Annotated in this window: 17 protein-coding genes; 13 read left to right on the top strand and 4 right to left on the bottom strand. The window is 55.1% G+C overall.

Annotated features, from left to right (window positions below; translation table 11 throughout):
* From O6D90_RS06325 to csiE, 4 genes are all read left to right on the top strand, one after another.
* Positions 1-954 carry an ABC transporter permease gene (locus O6D90_RS06325; protein WP_003037658.1) on the top strand — a complete coding sequence of 318 codons (954 nt, stop codon included), beginning with the start codon at positions 1-3 and terminating at the stop codon, positions 952-954.
* Between the two features lie 17 nt (positions 955-971).
* Complete coding sequence (locus O6D90_RS06320) at positions 972-2,609, top strand: FGGY-family carbohydrate kinase (RefSeq protein ID WP_003847100.1); 1,638 nt, start codon at positions 972-974, stop codon at positions 2,607-2,609.
* Entirely contained in the window at positions 2,606-3,205 is a 600-nt protein-coding gene (locus O6D90_RS06315) for a KpsF/GutQ family sugar-phosphate isomerase (protein ID WP_016157143.1), read from the top strand. Before O6D90_RS06320 ends, O6D90_RS06315 begins: the two co-directional genes overlap by 4 nt.
* 248 nt (positions 3,206-3,453) lie before the next feature.
* Positions 3,454-4,731, top strand: a complete 1,278-nt coding sequence (gene csiE / locus O6D90_RS06310) for a stationary phase inducible protein CsiE (protein ID WP_218731552.1) — start codon at positions 3,454-3,456, stop codon at positions 4,729-4,731.
* Here the strand turns inward: csiE and O6D90_RS06305 are convergent.
* Positions 4,726-5,874 carry a 3-phenylpropionate MFS transporter gene (locus O6D90_RS06305; protein ID WP_016157145.1) on the bottom strand — a complete coding sequence of 383 codons (1,149 nt, stop codon included), beginning with the start codon at positions 5,872-5,874 and terminating at the stop codon, positions 4,726-4,728. The genes csiE and O6D90_RS06305 overlap by 6 nt on opposite strands.
* 489 nt (positions 5,875-6,363) lie before the next feature.
* On the opposite strand from O6D90_RS06305, the gene O6D90_RS06300 reads away from it, so the two are divergent.
* The 4 genes from O6D90_RS06300 (at position 6,364) to O6D90_RS06285 (ending at position 11,335) form a co-directional block, all read left to right on the top strand.
* Positions 6,364-6,936 (top strand): fimbrial protein, encoded by a 573-nt coding sequence (locus O6D90_RS06300; RefSeq protein WP_016157146.1) that lies wholly within the window; start codon positions 6,364-6,366, stop codon positions 6,934-6,936.
* Between the two features lie 76 nt (positions 6,937-7,012).
* Positions 7,013-7,705 carry a fimbrial biogenesis chaperone gene (locus O6D90_RS06295; protein WP_016154019.1) on the top strand — a complete coding sequence of 231 codons (693 nt, stop codon included), beginning with the start codon at positions 7,013-7,015 and terminating at the stop codon, positions 7,703-7,705.
* Between the two features lie 52 nt (positions 7,706-7,757).
* Entirely contained in the window at positions 7,758-10,253 is a 2,496-nt protein-coding gene (locus tag O6D90_RS06290) for a fimbria/pilus outer membrane usher protein (RefSeq protein ID WP_016157147.1), read from the top strand.
* Positions 10,244-11,335 (top strand): fimbrial protein, encoded by a 1,092-nt coding sequence (locus tag O6D90_RS06285; protein ID WP_016157148.1) that lies wholly within the window; start codon positions 10,244-10,246, stop codon positions 11,333-11,335. The genes O6D90_RS06290 and O6D90_RS06285 overlap by 10 nt, the downstream gene beginning before the upstream one ends.
* Positions 11,336-11,339: 4 nt before the next feature.
* Here the strand turns inward: O6D90_RS06285 and hcaR are convergent, their stop codons facing one another.
* Positions 11,340-12,221 (bottom strand): DNA-binding transcriptional regulator HcaR, encoded by an 882-nt coding sequence (gene hcaR, locus O6D90_RS06280; RefSeq protein ID WP_016157149.1) that lies wholly within the window; start codon positions 12,219-12,221, stop codon positions 11,340-11,342.
* A 135-nt stretch (positions 12,222-12,356) separates the two neighbouring features.
* On the opposite strand from hcaR, the gene hcaE reads away from it, so the two are divergent.
* The 5 genes from hcaE to hcaD are packed head-to-tail and all read left to right on the top strand — an operon-like array spanning position 12,357 to position 16,574.
* On the top strand, positions 12,357-13,718 hold the full coding sequence (gene hcaE / locus O6D90_RS06275) for a 3-phenylpropionate/cinnamic acid dioxygenase subunit alpha (RefSeq protein WP_016157150.1): 1,362 nt from the start codon (positions 12,357-12,359) through the stop codon (positions 13,716-13,718).
* Complete coding sequence (gene hcaF / locus O6D90_RS06270) at positions 13,715-14,233, top strand: 3-phenylpropionate/cinnamic acid dioxygenase subunit beta (RefSeq protein ID WP_016154024.1); 519 nt, start codon at positions 13,715-13,717, stop codon at positions 14,231-14,233. Before hcaE ends, hcaF begins: the two co-directional genes overlap by 4 nt.
* Entirely contained in the window at positions 14,233-14,553 is a 321-nt protein-coding gene (hcaC, locus tag O6D90_RS06265) for a 3-phenylpropionate/cinnamic acid dioxygenase ferredoxin subunit (RefSeq protein ID WP_016154025.1), read from the top strand. The genes hcaF and hcaC overlap by 1 nt, the downstream gene beginning before the upstream one ends.
* A complete protein-coding gene (hcaB, locus tag O6D90_RS06260; RefSeq protein ID WP_016157151.1) occupies positions 14,550-15,362 on the top strand; it encodes a 3-phenylpropionate-dihydrodiol/cinnamic acid-dihydrodiol dehydrogenase in 813 nt (270 codons plus the stop codon). The genes hcaC and hcaB overlap by 4 nt, the downstream gene beginning before the upstream one ends.
* A gap of 9 nt (positions 15,363-15,371) precedes the next feature.
* On the top strand, positions 15,372-16,574 hold the full coding sequence (gene hcaD / locus O6D90_RS06255; protein ID WP_016157152.1) for a phenylpropionate dioxygenase ferredoxin reductase subunit: 1,203 nt from the start codon (positions 15,372-15,374) through the stop codon (positions 16,572-16,574).
* 101 nt (positions 16,575-16,675) lie between these two features.
* Here hcaD and O6D90_RS06250 read toward each other — a convergent pair whose 3' ends face one another.
* Positions 16,676-17,557, bottom strand: a complete 882-nt coding sequence (locus tag O6D90_RS06250) for an aldose 1-epimerase (RefSeq protein ID WP_016157153.1) — start codon at positions 17,555-17,557, stop codon at positions 16,676-16,678.
* Positions 17,558-17,566: 9 nt separating this feature from the next.
* Positions 17,567-18,628, bottom strand: a complete 1,062-nt coding sequence (locus O6D90_RS06245; protein WP_016157154.1) for a zinc-dependent alcohol dehydrogenase family protein — start codon at positions 18,626-18,628, stop codon at positions 17,567-17,569.
* Between the last annotated feature and the right edge of the window lie 27 nt (positions 18,629-18,655).

Raw genomic sequence — 18,655 nt, 5'->3', positions numbered from 1 at the left:
ATGAAAACAATCGCCAGATTTTTACCCGGTGATGCCATCATTCGTCTGCAATGCGTCATTATTGTGGTCGTCGCCCTGGTCTTCTCGGCCCTGCTCGGCAGCCGTTTTTTCAGCGTCGCTAACTTCCAGTCGATTGGCTCGCAACTGCCGATCCTTGGCATGCTGGCCCTCGGGATGGGTATGACCATGCTGACCGGCGGCATAAACCTGTCGATAATTGCAGGAGCGAATGCCTGCTCGCTGGTAATGGCGGCGATTATCGTCACCCATCCGGATAACCCGCTGTTTCTGGTGCTGGCGCTGCTGGCAGGCGCTGCCGTGGCGGTCGCAATCGGTACGCTCAACGGCGCGCTGATTGCCTGGGTCGGGGTTTCGCCGATTCTCGCCACGCTCGGCACGATGACGCTTATCTCCGGGCTGAATATTCTGCTTTCCAATGGGACAGTGATTTCCGGTTTCCCGACCGCCATTCAATATCTTGGTAACGCCACGATTGCCGGTATTCCGGTAGCGCTGCTGCTCTTTTTCCTGGTGGCAATCCTGCTGTGGGTACTGCTGGAGCACACCACGCTTGGGCGCAGTCTGTATCTCGTGGGTTCCAATGAACAGGCTACCCGCTACAGCGGCGTAAATACCGTCCGGGTACAAATTTCCGTGTACGTGATTTCTGCCCTGCTCGGCTGGGTCGCCGCCATTCTGATGATGGCGAAATTCAACTCGGCAAAAGCCGGATACGGTGAGTCATACCTGCTGGTCACCATCCTTGCCTCTGTCCTCGGCGGCATCAACCCGGATGGCGGTTTCGGGCGCATTATCGGCCTGGTACTGGCGCTGATTGTGCTGCAAATGCTGGAAAGCGGCCTTAACTTGCTGGGGGTCAGCAGCTATCTGACGATGGCGCTGTGGGGCGCGGTGCTGATCCTCTTTATCGCATTACAGAATCGTAAAGCCTGATTTCAGGAGAAAAAATTATGGCAAGTTACTTTATTGGTGTGGATGTCGGAACCGGAAGCGCCCGTGCCGGCGTGTTTGATCTCAACGGCAGAATGGTCGGCCAGGCCAGTCGGGCTATCGAGATTTACCGCCCGCAGGCCGATTTTGTTGAGCAGTCTTCCGATAACATCTGGCAGGCGGTGTGTAACGCGGTTCGCGATGCGATTAACCAGTCAGATATCAACCCAATCCAGGTGAAAGGTCTGGGCTTTGACGCTACCTGCTCACTGGTGGTGCTGGATAAAGAAGGTAAACCGCTGACCATCAGCCCGTCCGGGCGCAGCGAACAGAACATCATTGTGTGGATGGATCACCGCGCCATTACCCAGGCTGAACGCATTAACGCCCTGCATCATCGGGTGCTGGACTACGTTGGCGGCATTATCTCCCCGGAAATGCAAACGCCAAAGCTGCTGTGGCTGAAGCAGCATATGCCCAATACCTGGGCCAATGCGGGTTACTACTTTGACCTGCCCGATTTTCTGACCTGGCGCGCAACTGGCGATGACACACGATCATTGTGTTCGACAGTGTGTAAATGGACCTATATGGGCCATGAAGACAAATGGGATGCCAGCTATTTCCGCCAGATTGGGCTGGAAGACCTGCTGGAACATGATGCTGCCAAAATTGGTCGCTACGTGAAAACCATGGGTGAACCGCTCGGTCACGGGCTGTCCGCGCGCGCCGCCAGCGAAATGGGACTGATTCCGGGGACCGCGGTCAGCGTCTCGATAATCGATGCCCACGCCGGCACACTCGGTACGCTCGGCGCAAGCGGAGTTTCCGGCGAGGTGGCGGATTTTGACCGTCGTGTCGCGCTAATTGGTGGCACCTCCACCGGACACATGGCAATTTCCAAAGAGCCGCGTTTTATCGGTGGCGTCTGGGGCCCTTACTACTCAGCCGTACTGCCGGAATACTGGCTCAATGAAGGCGGGCAGTCAGCAACCGGGGCGTTAATCGACCACGTTATTCAGTCGCATCCGTGTTACGAAACCCTGCTAACGCAGGCTAAGTCTCAGGGGCAAACCATTTATGAAGTGCTGAATGCGCTGCTGCGTAAAATGGCAGGTGAGCCGGAAGATATCGCCTTTTTGACCCGTGACATGCACATCCTGCCCTATTTCCACGGCAACCGCTCGCCGCGCGCTAACCCCACGCTCACGGGAGCAATCACCGGACTGAAGCTGTCCCGCACGCCGGAAGATATGGCGCTCCAGTACCTCGCAACCATCCAGGCCATTGCGCTGGGAACGCGCCATATCATTGAAACGATGAACCAAAGCGGCTACACCATCGATACGATTATGGCCAGCGGCGGCGGGACGAAAAACCCGATCTTCGTTCAGGAGCATGCCAACGCCACCGGTTGCGCCATGCTGCTGCCTGAAGAGAGCGAAGCCATGCTGCTGGGCGGCGCGATGATGGGGACTATCGCCGCAGGCGTGTTCGACACGTTCCCGGAAGCGATGTCGGCGATGAGCCGTATTGGTAAAACGGTCACCCCGCAGACCAATCGCATTAAGCAGTACTACGATCGCAAATATCGGGTATTCCACGAGATGTATCAGGATCATATGAAATACCGCCAACTGATGCAGGAGGACGCATGAGTGACTCCTGGTCTCAGGCCACCGGCGTATTTCAGCTCTATAGCGATGCCCTCGCAGGTCTGGGACAACATCTGACTGAACCGGTCTGGCAGTCGCTAATGGCGGAGCTGCGCGGTTGCCAGGGGAAAATCGTCGTCACTGGCGTCGGTACATCCGGTATTGCGGCGCGTAAAGTTGCGCACATGCTCGCCTGCGTGGAACGTCCGGCGATTTACCTCAACGCGACGGATGCGGCGCATGGCGATCTCGGTTTTTTACGCGCCGACGACCTGGTCATTATGCTATCACGCGGGGGAAATTCGGATGAACTCACCCGACTGCTGCCCAGGCTGGCTGCGAGAAATGTGCCCATCCTGAGCGTGACTGAAAACGCCGACTCAGCCATTGCTAAAGCGTCGAGGCTGGTGATTTCCACCGGCGTCCAGCGTGAGGCCGACCCGTTGAACATGTTGGCCACCACCTCAATTTTACTGGTCCTGGCTATCTTTGACGCAGCCTGCGCCTGTCTGATGAGCGAAAGCGGTTACTCAAAAGAGACGCTATTGTCTGTACATCCTGGCGGTGATGTGGGATTAACGCTGAGCCGCGAGCAGTAACACCAGACCGCGCATTTCCACTCATCTTCTCAACCCGTCACCCTCAGGCGGGTTTTTTTTATGTCTCAATAGAAGATAAAACAGTGAAAAAGCCAGTTAACGCGCTGCGTTCCACTCCTGCTATCTGTTCCGCACGTTAAAAATTCTGTGACGCTCTCCAGCATTCCTGGTGGAAAGCATTCCATTCTCCAAATCTATGAGCAAACTTTAGCTATTCTTATCAAACATACTTACGGGAGATCCTACAGATGATGTCAACGCTTGCTCCACCATCTGTACTTTCCGCTCCCCAGCGCCGTTGCCAGGTGCTGCTGACGCTTTTCCTGCCAGGGCAAATCGCTACACCTCAAACCTTCAGTAGCCTCAATGGCGTTGATGATGCCACTGTTGAGGAAGATATTATTGGCGCAGGACTCGAAATCCAGCGCTATCACCGACTCGCGATTACCACCGCGCTGAATGGCGGCTATACGATCGAAGGGACCCCGCTAAATCAGCGCCTGTGTCTGTTGCAGTGGCTGCGCCGCGGTCTGCGGATCTGCCCGACTTTTATCGCCCAGCATTTCACACCCACATTAAAAATGGCGCTGAAACAACAAGGTATCGCGCGTACGCTGTATGACGACACCAATCTGCATGCGCTCATTAATCTGTGCTCCCGGCGCTTGCAGAAGCCGTTTGAGTACCGTGACATCCAGTTCCTGCGCCTGTATTTACAGTATTGTCTGCTACAGCATCACGCGGGAGTCACCCCGGAATTTAATCCGCTCCAGCAACGCTGGGCGCAATCCTGCGCAGAGTATCCGCTCGCTGAAGAAATTGGCCGCCACTGGCAGCGCCACGTCATGCAGAGTGCGCCGCCGGGCGAATCGCTGTTTATGGCGTTGCTGTTCTCAATGCTCCGTATCCCCGACCCTGTGCGCGATAACCACCAGCAGGATCGTCGCCTGCGTCTTGCTATTGCACGGCTGGTACTGCGTTTTCGCGAGTATGGCAATGTACGCTTCAGCGATGAGCAAGGACTGAACGATCAGCTGTATATTCACCTTGCCCAGGCGCTTAACCGCAGCGTGTTTGCCATTGGCATTGATAACACGCTGCCGGAGGAGTTCAGCCGACTTTATCCCCGTCTGGTTCGTACTACCCGCGAGGCGATACATGGCTTCGAAGCGGAGTACGATGTGCAGTTTTCAGAAGAAGAGATCGGGCTGGTCGCCGTTATTTTCGGTGCCTGGCTGATGCAGGAGAAGGATTTGCACGAGAAGCAGATTATCCTGCTGACCGGCAACAATGAACAACTTGAAGCGCATATTGAGCAACAGCTGCGCGAACTGACGCTGCTGCCGCTCAACGTAAAACATATGCCGATGCAGGACTTTCAAAAACAGGGTTCGCCGCGCGGAGTCACGCTGATTATTACGCCGTATACCACGCCGCTGCCGCTGTTTTCACCGCCGTTGATTCATGCGGAACTGGCACTTACCCCGCATCAGCAGCAGCAGATCCGCAAAATCCTCGAATCATAACGTTGCAGGCTGCGCCACCACCTTCGGGCGCAGAAAGATTGCCGGTAGCGCCACCAGCGCCATCACCCAGAATACGCCGTTGCCCAGATTCTGGTACAGGTAGCCTGCGAATACGGTCATGATGGCGATGCTGCCGCCCATCGCCACCGCAGAATACACCGCCTGCAAACGTATCACTTCGCTGCCCTGGCGCGTCGCGATATAGCGCATTGCCGCCAGGTGGCAGACGGTAAAGGTTCCGCAATGGAGGATTTGCACCACAATCAGCCACGGTAGCTCAGTGCTCCAGCCCATCAACCCCCAACGGGCCACGCCGCAAACGGCGGAAAGCAGCAGCAAATCGCGCGCGCTAAAGCGGCGGAATAGCTTGTGACTGAGCGCAAAAATAATCACTTCCGCCACCACGCCTAATGACCATAAATAGCCCACCGCCGAAGCGGAATATCCGGCAGACTGCCAGTAGATGGCGCTGAAACCGTAATAAGCGGCATGCGCACCTTGCAACAGACTCACGCAGGCAAGAAAACGCCAGCTTTGGGTTATCAACCCACGCCAGGCGGGCCATCCCGCGCTCTCCTGCTGACGGTTTTCCCCTGCTGGCTGCACGCTCGGGCGGATCATCATCCCCAATAGCATCGACGCGACGCCAAGCGACAGCAGGACCAGGATCACCCGATAGTCAAACAGACTGACCAGCTTGCCGGTCAGCGCGGAGCCAATCACAAAGGCAACGGATCCCCACAGTCTTACCCGACCGTAGTCCATGGTTATCTGTTTTTGCCAGGTGTTGGCCAGCGCGTCGGTCAACGGCACCAGCGGCGAGAAAAACAGGTTAAAGCCGACCATCACCACCATCAGCCACGCCACGTTGGTGCCCGCCCAGAAGGCCAGCGCAAACACCAGCGTCAACAGGGCCAGAATACGTAAAGCGGAGATCAGACGAGAGGGATCGCTTACGCGCGGCGCAATCAGCAAACTGCCGAGAAAACGGGCAATCAGCCCCGCGCCCAGCAGTAAACCGATGGTTTCCGGCGTCAGCCCCAGCCCTTCGAGCCAGACGCTCCAGAAAGGCAGAAAAATACCGTAGCTAAAGAAGTAGGTGAAATAACCGAGCGCCAGCCAGCGCGTGGAATGCAAAGCCATGGGTCCTCCCGTTTTAGAAGCCCTAGTCTAATGACACAAGCCGCATTCTGAAGAGTACTACTGTTCACATTTACCAGATAATTGTGACAAACATCACTTTTAACCAACACTGTTGGCTATCCGAATCCACAATCATTTACACCTGTACAATTTTACAGCAGAAGATGTGATGGGATGAGTAAACAGGAATGCAAGAAAGGAAAATATTTAGCTAAAAAACACGCAACTGAATATTAAGGGCTTAATATCATCACGAGTATAATACTTAGCAAAAACATTCGTTATTATAATATTTCACCCCTCACTAATTTAATATTATTTAATACAATGACAGTTAATTCGCTTATTTTTAATAAATATAATCTGAAAACATCACGCCTTAACTTGCTTATGCACGAATATCGAATACCATCGCCCCGCAATTAATTTTAACCTGTATGTTTTCATAAATTTAATTGTCAATAGGTTTATCGGATAAGAGGGAATTTAATGAACAAAATTACAAAATCTATAGCAGTTAGCCTGATAGCGCTTTCTGCGGGAAGCGCATGGGCGACAGATGGCACCATTGAATTTACGGGTGAAATTCTAACCAGCACCTGTGAGTTTTCTAATGGCGATGTCATCAACGTAGAACTGGGTCACTACGCCGCTGCTCAGTTTAAAAGCGTCGGCGACCGTTCCCCGGCGATTCCGGTTGATATTCCGTTAAAAAATTGCCCAACCACCCCGTGGGAACACGTTGATGGTACAACGGACAACTCGTTCCAGGTGTGGCTGGAAACGCGTGCAGGCGGCACCGTGGCCAATCACGACGATCTGGTCGCCGTTAGCAGCCTGGATACCCCTGCAACCGGAGTGGGTATCCGTATCGACAGAGCCAGCGACGGCCAACAAATGTCGCTGAATAAGCTCACCACGCCGAAAGTTAGTTTTACCCCGGAAGCCGATGGCACCACTACCGTAGGGCTGCAAGCCTATTACGTCTCCACCGTTGATTCATCACTGATCACCCCTGGGGAAGCCAACGCCAGCGTGGATGTCACCATAGACTACCGCTAATTCCCGTACGTCGTCTCTTTTCTTCCAGCAAGGACGGAAAGAGACGTTTTCTGACGTCTGGTTAAGGATGACTGTGATGAAAAAACACACTATTCTCGTATTATCGATGCTGCTTGGCGGCTGGGTCAGCCAGTGCCTCGCGGGTGGAATTGTGCTAGAGAGAACTCGCGTCATCTACGATGCCGGGAAAAAAGAGGCCGCCCTGCCGGTGGCTAACCGCAGCGAGAACCTGCCCTATTTATTACAGTCGTGGGTCGATAATGCGCAAGGAACGGCGCGTGGTCCTTTTATTATTACGCCACCGCTATTTCGTCTGGATTCAGGCAGCGATTCATCACTACGAATAATTAAATCATCTGAAAACATCATTAATAACAAAGAATCACTTTTCTTTATTAACGTCCGCGCGATCCCGGCAAAAAGCCAGTCTGCCGACAGCGATAATAATATGCTGACCCTGGTATTTAAAACGCGTATCAAACTATTCTATCGGCCAGCCAATTTAACGGGTAAACCTTACGATGCCTATAAATCTCTCGAATATAAATATAGCAATAATAAGTTAGACATCTATAACCCATCAGCTTATCACGTCGTCTTTGCCGGTATTGCGCTCGGGAAAACCGATCTCACCAGTAAAATCGACTATATCGCTCCCGGCGAGCATAAACAGATCGAGGTTCCCGCTTCTGCAGGGAAAACGGTGCAGTGGGCAGCCATTAACGACTACGGCGGGGCCACCAAAACGGAAACCCGAACGCTGCAATAGCCGTCCCCCACGTTGACCACACGATAATAGCTCTCAAGGAATGACAAGCGAAATGGTGCAATTAACACCGCATTTATTAACCACGAAACGGCTCTCTGTCTGGATACATTGCGCGATTGTCAGCGGATGCCTGAGCGCATGCCAGGCCTGGGCCAGCGATCTCTATTTTGACCCGGCGCTGCTGGAAACGGAGAAAAGTGGCCAGCGGGCAGTGGATCTCAACGTATTTTCTCAGAATAACGCCCAGCTCCCTGGTGAATATATTGTTGATATTTATATTAATAAAAAGAAAACGGTACAACGTACGCTGCCGTTCATCGCCGGTAAAGACCACCAGCTGATTCCTCAGTTCACCCTTGGGCAGCTACGTGAGTTAGGCTTTAAGATCGACAACTATCCGCAGCTTGCGGAGCAGGACAACCGTACGATAATTGCCGATCTGGCGCAGGCCATCCCCGGCAGCGTCTCTCAGTTCGACTTCAACCATAGCCGGCTGAATCTCAGCGTGCCGCAGATTGCATTGTACCGCGACGCCCGCGGCTATATTGACCCCTCCCGCTGGGACGACGGTATGCCGGTGCTGTTTACCAACTACGCCTTTAGCGGCTCGCAGAACCAATACGACAGCGATAACACCCAGCGCCAGTATCTGAATATGCAAAACGGCGCCAATATCGGCCCTTGGCGGCTGCGCAATTATTCCACCTGGACGCACAACGATAACGACACACGCTGGGAGAGCATTAATAGCTGGTTGCAGCGGGATATCAAAAGTCTGAAATCGCAGCTGGTAATGGGCGAGAGCGCAACGGAAGGCACGGTATTCACCAGCTATCAGTTTACCGGCGTGCGGCTGTACTCCGATGAAACCATGCTACCCAACAGCCAGCGCGGCTTTGCGCCGACCATTCGCGGTATCGCCAACTCCAGCGCTATCGTCACGGTACGGCAAAACGGCTACACCCTGTATCAAAGCAATGTCCCGGCCGGCGCTTTTGAAATCAACGACCTCTACCCCTCTTCCTTCAGCGGCGATTTAGACGTCACTATCGAAGAGGCCGACGGTAGCGTGCGGCACTTCGTCCAGCCGTTCTCCGCGCTACCGCAGATGCAGAGGCCGGGATATCTCAAATACAGCGCCACCGCCGGGCGCTTTCGCGCCGCCAGCTCGCAGGACAGCAACGAGCCGGAGTTCCTTGAAAGCACCGCCAGCTATGGCCTGAACAACGTGTTGACCCTGTACGGTGGCCTGAATGCCTCGCAGGACTATCGGGCGCTGGCGCTGGGTCTCGGCTCTACGCTCGGCGAACTTGGGGCGGTATCAATGGATGTCAGCCGTGCGAATACCCAGCTTGATAACGATGAAAACTATCACGGCTACAGCTGGCGTACCCAGTACATCAAAGATCTACCGGAAAGCGGCACCAGCGTGTCAGTAAGCTACTATCGCTACACCAGCAGCGGTTATTTCAACTTCTCCGACGCCAACCAGAAGGACATCAGCGCCGACGACCGCCTGCGCGATGAAGCTCAGTTCACCGTCAGCCAGTCGCTGTTTTCTGGTATCAGCTTCTACGCCTCCGGCTCGCAGCAGAAGTACTGGGATCGCGGGGGGCAGGATAAAAACCTGTCCATCGGTCTGAACGGCAATCTATGGGGCGTGAGCTATAACCTCAGCGGCCAGTTCACCGATTCGCAGGACAGCGACAACGATCGGACGCTGTCGCTCAGCCTGAGCGTACCGCTGGATCGCTGGCTGTCGCATGCGCGGGCAACCTGGCGCACCACCGATCAACGCGATCGCGCCACACAGCACGAAGTGGGTATCAACGGCTCGCTGCTGGAAGACCGTCGACTGAGCTATAGCCTCAAACAGCGGCAAAGCGAAGGCGGCGGCGGTGATAGCAGCAGCCTGTACGGCAGCTATCGCTCTGCCTATGGCACCATGAATGCGGGCTACGACTACAGCAGCGATAGCCAGCAGATGAGCTACGGCCTCTCCGGCGGTATTGTCGCCCATCCCCACGGCGTGACGCTGTCGCAGCCGCTGGGTAATGCCTTTGCGCTGATTGACGCCAACGGCGCGGCAGGTATCCGGGTGAAAAACTATCCGGGCATCGCCACCGACTATTTTGGCTATGCCATTATCCCCTATCTGACCGCGTATCAGGAAAACGCCATCTCTCTCGATACCACTATGATGCCGGATAATGTCGATGTGACCGAAACCGTGCGTACCGTGGTGCCTAATCGCGGTGCCGCCGTAACGGCGCACTTTATTGCCCAGACAGGCTACCGCGTGCTGTTGAAACTCACCGATGCGCGAGGGAATGCGCTGCCCTTCGGCGCAGTAGCCAGCAGCCAGACGCAGCAAAGCATCGTCGATGAAGGCGGCGTGCTGTATATCACCGGCGTGAACAATCAGCCGCAGAGGTGGTCCGTGCGCTGGGGCAATCAGCCTGATCAACAGTGCCAGTTTACCTTCAGCCTGCAGGAAGATGCCGCTCGCAGCGCCGCAATACATAATGGGAACGCACTATGTCAATAAAGAATTCGTGGATGAAAAATGGGATTGCCGCCGCGCTGCTGGCGCTATCTATCGCCCCGGTCTACGCGGCGAACGGGTCCTGCGTCGCATCAGGTCCATCAGGTCGCTTTAACGCCGATGTCTCCAGCGACTGGACACAAGCCCAGAACGTCGCCGGAACCTCGCTGGAGCTGCCGACGCCACTCACGGGCGGTGCTTATCAAATTGATTGCGGCTGTGGCGCGGGTAGCAGAGTGGCGCTGTTCTATACGGTCACCAGCGCGCTATCCGGAAACGGTCAACTCAGCGGCTTTTACCATCTGAATGATAATCTGGATATTAAAACCGAAGTTGACGATATTCCCGGCGCCACAGCCGTCTTACCGACAAACCGTGACCCATTGAGAGAAAGCGGCTCGTATGGGATAAGCAGCGAAAAAGGCAGCGTATGTATCGACGATCCGGCGGAGACTCGCGCCGCGCCGGTGACGATTGGCGCACGTACCCGTTTTACGCTGTACGTCACCAAACCCTTCTTAGGTGAACTGGTGATTCCAGATACCCAAATCGCCTCCGTACGGGCCGGATGGAGCACGACGACCACCTCTCCGTCAATGAACAACCTGGGAGATATCGCCGAGCTGCACATCCAGGGGAGCATTACCGTGCCTCAGGACTGTAAAATCAACCAGGGCGACGTCATTCAGGTCGATCTCGGTTATATCAACACCAGTCGTTTCACTACCCTTAATGAGATGCCGGACGGCTATACACCAGTCAATTTTGATATTGACTACGACTGTGGCGATACATCAAGCATCAACAATGATATGGAAATGAGGATTGATGGCGATGATGTGCTTGATCAGTACACGTTAGTCGCCCGCCGCCGGGAGGCCGATAATATCCCGGACATCGGCGTGAGAATGGCTCGTATCGACGACACCCACATCAATATCCCGTTCACAAATGGGTTAATCGGTATCCATCCTTCCGGCCGGGGGGTCATCAGTCTGGAGGCATGGCCGATCAATCTCCTCGGTGGAACGCCAGCCCCAGGTAAATTTAGCGGTACAGCCACGATTACCGTTCTCGTGAAATAGCGCTTTACTCTATCCTCTGGCGTTGTGCCAGTTCGATGAATTGCTGCAGGGCGGGCTTTAGCTCGCCCTTCTTCCATGCCATCAACAATGCCAGCGTTGGCGCTTCACCGACGATTGACCGAAAAACCACCTGCCCGGTATTAAAATTATTCATATAACCGGGTATCAAAGTCACCCCCAGCCCCATGCCGACCAGATTCATGGTCACCAGAATATTGGTCGCTACCTGCACAATATTGGGCTGGCTTTCCTGCTGCTGAAACCAGTTTTTGACAATCATCGCTAGCGCCCCGGAATAAGCGGGATCGGTACTGACAAAATTTACGCCATGCAGCTGTTCTGCGGAGATCGCTTGCTCATTGGCTAACGGATGATTCACCGGTAACACCACGACCAGCGGCTCATGAATCAGCTCCAGATAATCCAGCTCCGGGCTGTACACCGGGTGACGCATTAAGCCCACGTCCAGTTCTCCGTTGAGGATCCTTTCTTCCTGTTCGGTGGTTATCAGGCTTACCAGCTCAATGTGTGTATCCGGTTGTTTTAAACGAAATAAGGGCAGCACTTTCGGGAGCAAATTCACCTCAGCGGAAGGGACAAAACCAATAGCGAAATGATTATCTTCCTGCCCCGTTTTACGGGCGCGAACTTTGGCATTTTCCGCCTGCTCAAGGATCGCCAGCGCATCCTGTAAAAAGCATTCCCCCGCCGCCGTCAGCGCAACTTTTCGCTTATCCCGCACCAGTAACGGAACGCCCACGCAGGTTTCCAGATCGCGGATCTGGCTGCTTAACGACGGCTGAGAGGTATGCAGCTTTTCTGCCGCCCGGGTGAAATTCAGCGCCTGCGCCACCGCCACAAAATAGCGTAAGTGCCTCAGTTCCATGCCCTTCTCCTTGTTATCGAAAAAATGTCTCAACTGGTAGAAATTTACTATTTCACAGATTGATAACTAACCAGCAACATCCTTATGGCACAAAAATAGAAGGTCAATACATCTTATCTTTCAGGATTAAAAAATATGACCACACCCTCAAATTTAGACATCTACCAACTGCTCGACACGCAAAACGGTCGTGTAACCCCACGGATTTATACTGACCCAGAAATTTACCAACTGGAGCTGGAGCGCATCTTCGGGCGCTGCTGGCTATTTCTCGCCCACGAAAGCCAAATCCCCAAAGCCGGTGATTTTTTTAACACCTACATGGGCGAGGATGCGGTCGTGGTGGTTCGCCAGAAAGACGGCAGCATCAAAGCGTTTCTCAACCAGTGCCGCCACCGGGCGATGCGCGTCAGCTACGCCGACTGCGGGAACACTCGCGCCTTTACCTGCCCGTATCACGGCTGGTCGTACGGTATCAATGGCGAGCTGATCGACGTCCCGCTGGAGCCTCGCGCTTACCCGCAAGGGTTATGCAAATCGCACTGGGGACTGAACGAAGTTCCTGGCGTAGAGAGCTATAAAGGGCTGATTTTCGGCAACTGGGACACCACCGCGCCCACGCTACGCGATTATCTCGGCGACATCGCGTGGTATCTCGACGGTGTGCTTGACCGCCGCGAAGGCGGCACAGAAATCGTCGGCGGCGTACAGAAGTGGACCATCGACTGTAACTGGAAATTCCCCGCCGAACAGTTTGCCAGCGATCAGTATCACGCATTGTTCAGCCATGCCTCCGCTGTGCAGGTGTTGGGGGCAAAAGACGACGGTAGCGATAAACGCCTCGGTGACGGACAAACCGCTCGCCCGGTGTGGGAAACCGCCAAAGATGCACTACAGTTCGGCCAGGACGGGCACGGCAGCGGCTTCTTCTTTACCGAAAAGCCGGATGCCAACGTGTGGGTCGACGGCGAAGTCTCCAGCTACTACCGCGACACCTACGCAGAAGCTGAACAGCGTCTGGGTAAGGTTCGTGCTCTGCGTCTGGCCGGTCACAACAACATTTTTCCAACGCTTTCCTGGCTCAATGGTACCGCTACGTTGCGCGTCTGGCATCCGCGCGGTCCTGATCAGGTTGAAGTGTGGGCGTTCTGTATTACCGATAAAGCCGCCTCTGATGAAGTGAAAGCCGCATTTGAAAACAGCGCTACGCGCGCTTTTGGCCCCGCCGGATTCCTTGAGCAGGACGACTCGGAAAACTGGAGTGAAATTCAAAAACTGTTGAAGGGCCATCGGGCGCGTAATAGCAAACTGTGCCTGGAAATGGGGTTAGGTCAGGAGAAACGTCGTGAAGACGGCATTCCGGGGATCACCAACTACATCTTCTCAGAAACCGCCGCCCGCGGCATGTATCAGCGCTGGGCTGATTTACTCAGCAGCGAAAGCTGGCAGGAAGTGCATGAAAAAACCGCCGCTTACCAGCAGGAGGTGATGAAATGAGTGCTTTAGTTTCCCTGGAACTGCATCACCGCATTACGCAGTTTCTCTACCATGAAGCCAGCCTGCTGGATGACTGGCAGTTTCGCGACTGGCTGGCACAGCTGGATGACGACATTCGCTATACCATGCGCACAACGGTCAATGCCCAGACGCGCGATCGTCGCAAAGGCGTGCAGCCGCCAACAACCTGGATTTTTAACGACAACAAAGATCAGCTTGAACGCCGTATTGCGCGACTGGAAACCGGGATGGCCTGGGCAGAGGAGCCGCCGTCGCGTACCCGGCACCTGATCAGCAACTGCCAGGTCAGTGAAACCGAAGTGCCGGATGTGTTCGCCGTGCGCCTTAACTATCTGCTGTATCGCGCGCAAAAAGAGCGCGATGAAACCTTTTACGTCGGCATGCGCATGGACAAAGTGCGCCGTTTACCGGGCGATGAGTGGCGCTTACTGGAGCGTGAGATCGTGCTGGATCAAGCGGTGATCACCTCCCATAACCTGAGTGTATTGTTCTGATGAGTCGTATTTATGCCTGCCCCGTAGGGGATTTGCCGGAGGGTGAAGCGCTCCGGCTCGACACCTCGCCCGTCATCGCGCTGTTCAACGTTGGCGGCGAGTTTTATGCCATTAACGATCGCTGTAGCCACGGTAATGCCTCGATGTCGGAAGGTTATCTGGAAGACGATGCGACGGTGGAATGCCCGCTGCATGCCGCCAGTTTCTGCCTGAAAACCGGTAAGGCGTTGTGTTTACCTGCCACCGATCCGCTGACCACCTACGCGGTGTACGTGGAAGGTAGCGATGTGTTCGTTGATATTCCAGAGGACGCGAGATGAGCGATTTACGCGATAACGTGGTCTTTATCACCGGCGGCGGCTCCGGTCTTGGCCTGGCGCTGGTCGAGCGTTTCATTGAGGAAGGCGCGCGGGTCGCCACGCTGGAACTTTCGCCAGCCAAAGTCGCCAGCCTGCACCAACGTTTTGGCGAACATGTGCTGGCAGTAGAAGGCAACGTCACCTGCTACGCCGACTATCAGCGCGCGGTGGATCAAATTCTGGCGCGCTACGGCACCCTAGACTGTTTGATCGGCAACGCCGGGATATGGGATCACAACGCCTCGCTGGTCAATACGCCAGCGGACGCGCTGGAGAGCGGCTTTCATGAGCTGTTTAACGTCAACGTGCTGGGCTATTTGCTGGGTGCAAAAGCCTGCGCCCCTGCACTTATCGCCAGCGAAGGCAACATCATCTTTACCCTTTCCAACGCGGCGTGGTATCCCGGCGGCGGCGGTCCGTTGTATACCGCCTCTAAACATGCCGCCACCGGGTTGATTCGCCAGTTAGCCTACGAGCTGGCGCCAAAGGTGCGCGTCAACGGCGTCGGTCCGTGCGGTATGGCGACCGATCTGCGCGGCCCACAGGCGCTGGGCCAGGGCGATACGTCGATTATGCAGTCGCTGACGCCGGAAAAAATCGCCGCCATTTTGCCGTTGCAGTTTTTTCCTGAGCCAGCGGATTTTACCGGCCCGTATGTGATGCTGGCGTCAAAGCGCAACAATCGCACATTGAGTGGCGTGATGATCAATGCCGATGCCGGTTTGGGCATTCGCGGTATTCGTCACGTTGCCGCCGGACTGGATCTCTGAGGAGGCGTTATGAGCCATAAAATTATCGCTATCGTCGGCGGTGGTCAGGCTGCGGCAATGGCCGCCGTCGCACTGCGTCAGCAAGGATTTAACGGCGAATTGCATCTGTTTTCTGATGAGCCGTATCTGCCCTATGAACGCCCTCCGCTCTCCAAAGCGATGCTGCTGGACGAAAATCCACAGCGACAGCCGATCCTGAACGCTGACTGGTGGCGGGAGAACAACGTACAGCTGCATCTTGGCGTCACGCTGCGTCAGATTGACCGCACCTCTCGCACGCTGATGCTCGCCGATGGTCAGTCCTACCGCTGGTCGCAGTTGCTGTTGGCGACCGGGGCCGCCGCCAGACCGCTGCCGCTACTGGATAAACTGGGCGAACGTTGCTTTACCCTGCGTCACGCCACAGATGCCGAGCGTCTGCGCGGTGCCTTGCTGCCGGGCAAGGCGATTGTGATTGTCGGTGCGGGCACCATTGGCCTGGAATTAGCGGCCAGCGCGATCCAACGCGGCTGTAGGGTGACGTTAGTGGAGCTGGCCTCAACGGTAATGGGTCGCAACGCCCCTGCTCCGGTGCGCGACTATCTGCTAAACCGCCACCGACAGGCAGGGGTGCGGGTGCTGCTCAACAGCGCCATTGAGCACGCTGAAGCGGGAGAGTTTCTCTCGCTTACCCTGCAAAACGGCGAGACGCTACAGGCCGATGCGCTGGTTTATGGCATCGGCATCGTGGCGAATGATGCGCTGGCTCGCGAAGCGGGGCTGGAGACGGCTAACGGTATTATCGTTGACTCCGCCTGCATCACCTCCGATCCCGCGATTTTTGCCGCCGGTGATGTGGCGATAACGCGCCAGCCTGACGGTTCGTTAGAACGGGTAGAAAGCTGGGAAAATGCCAATAACCAGGCACAGATTGCCGCTGCCGCAATGCTCAATCTGCCGTTGCCGGAGAAGACGCCTGGCTGGTTCTGGACCGACCAATTTAATGACAATCTGCAATTTGTTGGCGATATGCAAGGGCAAACATGGCTATGTCGTGGCAATCCGGATGACGGCAAGGCTATCTGGTTCCACCTGCGTGATGGGAAGCTAATTGGCGCAGTAGCGCTCAACAACGGACGCGAAGTGCGCGCACTGCGTAAGTTAATTCATTCAGGACGAGTAGTAAGCGAGGAAGCGCTGTGCGATGAAGGCGTAGCGCTGAAGTCGTTGTGATAGCAGCCTGATAAGCGCATTTTTGCCCAGTCAACAACGCCGGAATAAGTATAGAAGCCGCCGAAGTTGACGTTATTCCTGCCCGTTTCCGGGCAGGGAGTTTAATAAGACTGAATATTCAGAGTCATCTTTTGCCGCATGCTTTCGCCGCATGCCAACAGGGTTAACTGACCAAAATCCGGGCGATGGTGATCGTCAGGCGCATGGCTCATGGGTTCAAAACAGAAAAAATCGAATGCATATCCCTTATCAAATGCCGGATCGGAAACAAAAACAAAATAGCAGGGCGCAGGTGGCTCGGTAGTCATCAAAAGCTGATACCCCAAATCGGGTTGCTGGATTGCCGCAGCCCCATCCCAGCCGGAGAAACCATTATTCACCCAATGTTCAGGCAGCGGAGCGGGCTGATTGAAATCCAGCTCTTGCGGCAAGCTCTCCTGGTGCGCGCCGGTTAGCCAGTGTTCTTTCTCAAGCCAGTAGCCGTTGGCATGCGCCTGTATACGGGTTCCCGGCGACAGCGGGAAATAGGGATGCCAGCCCAGGCCAAACGGGAGCGAATCCCCCTCATTGGTGACGATCAGTTCAACCTCAACCCCGCTGGCGCTCAGGGTAAAAACCTGCTGCGCCGTATAAAGATAGACTCCCTGCCGATGGATATACTCCAGTCTGAGCTGCGTCGGAGAGTGTGCCACACAGCGCCAGCGATTCAGCCAGCCATCGCCGTGAAGGTAATGGCGGTCCCACTCAACGTTAGGTTGCAGCTGATGCTCTCCCGCCGGTGAGCGAAACCGATTTCCGCTCACCCGGTTACCGAACGGCACGAGGGGGAAACAAGACGATTCCACCGCAATTCCGCTTTTCAGGCCTGGGCGCAGCACGGGGCTCATTTCCCCCTGATGTTGCCACCACAGTCCCTCAATCGCCCCGCCCTGCTCCGCAACCTGAAGCCGCAGATTGCTATTTTCCAGCGTATAAAGCGTCATCTGGCCCCCTTAATCCGGAAAGTTAATAACCACTTTGCCGCACTTCCCGCTCGCCATCAGCGCATAGGCTTCCCCTGCCTGTTCAAGAGAAAAACGATGCGTAATCGCACTATGCGGCCAAAGCTTCCAGTCGGTCAGATCGCGGGCGCATTTCTCCATATGGAACAGGCTGGTTACCCAGGAGCCAATAATACGCCGCTGGTGATGCATCAGGTCGGCACTCACTTCAAATTCAACTTTCCCGGTTTCACCGATATAGACAACTCGCCCCCAGTCCGCTGTCGACTGCAATGCCAGCAGACGACCCGCTGCATTACCGGAACAATCCAGCGCCACGTCCGCGCCGCCGTGCGTCAGTTCGGCAATCAGCGCCGGTAGATTCTCCGTCGTGGCCAGGAATCCGTTGTCCATCACGCCCAGCTGTTTTGCCGTCGCCAGGCGATCTGGCAGCATATCGACGCCAATAACGCGCTTCGCCCCACGCCCCTTCGCCAGCATCATGGCCATCATGCCGACAGGCCCGAGGCCGACAACCAGAACGTTGTCACTGCCGGACACTTCACCACGCAGAATACCTTCGTAGGCTGTCCCAACGCCGCAGCTAATAAACGCCCCGTCTTCATAGCTCAGGGCATCCGGGAGATGAATCAGGTCTTTCTCTTCCGCTAATAAATATTCAGCATGACCCCCGTCGCGCTGCCAGCCGTAGGCGGCTTTGCCCTCCCCGGTACAGGAGATCGGAAAACCCCGTCGGCAGTTGGAACAGAATCCGCAGCCGGAAATATGGTAAACCAGCACCCGGTCACCCGCTTTGAAGTGTCGACAGCCAGCCCCGGTTTCAATAATTTGTCCACAAGGTTCATGACCGTTAACAAACCCCTGATACAATGGCTTATCCGGCGCAGCAGCAGTCCCCCGATGCTGATGATAAATATAATGAACATCGCTCCCGCAAATTCCTGATGATTTCATTTTAATGAGAACCTGATTGATACCCGGCGTTGGCACAGGAACCTCTCTGAGTTCAACGGTGGAATTTCCCGGTAAAAAAGCAGCCAGCATTGTTTTCATCATTCCCTCTGCATAAATTAATAAATA

The organism is Citrobacter sp. 21OH12SH02A-Citro (assembly GCF_027919895.1).
Lineage (GTDB): Bacteria > Pseudomonadota > Gammaproteobacteria > Enterobacterales > Enterobacteriaceae > Citrobacter > Citrobacter braakii.
The sequence above is the reverse complement of the archived record's forward strand: the minus strand, read 5'-3'. Positions and strand labels throughout refer to the sequence as shown.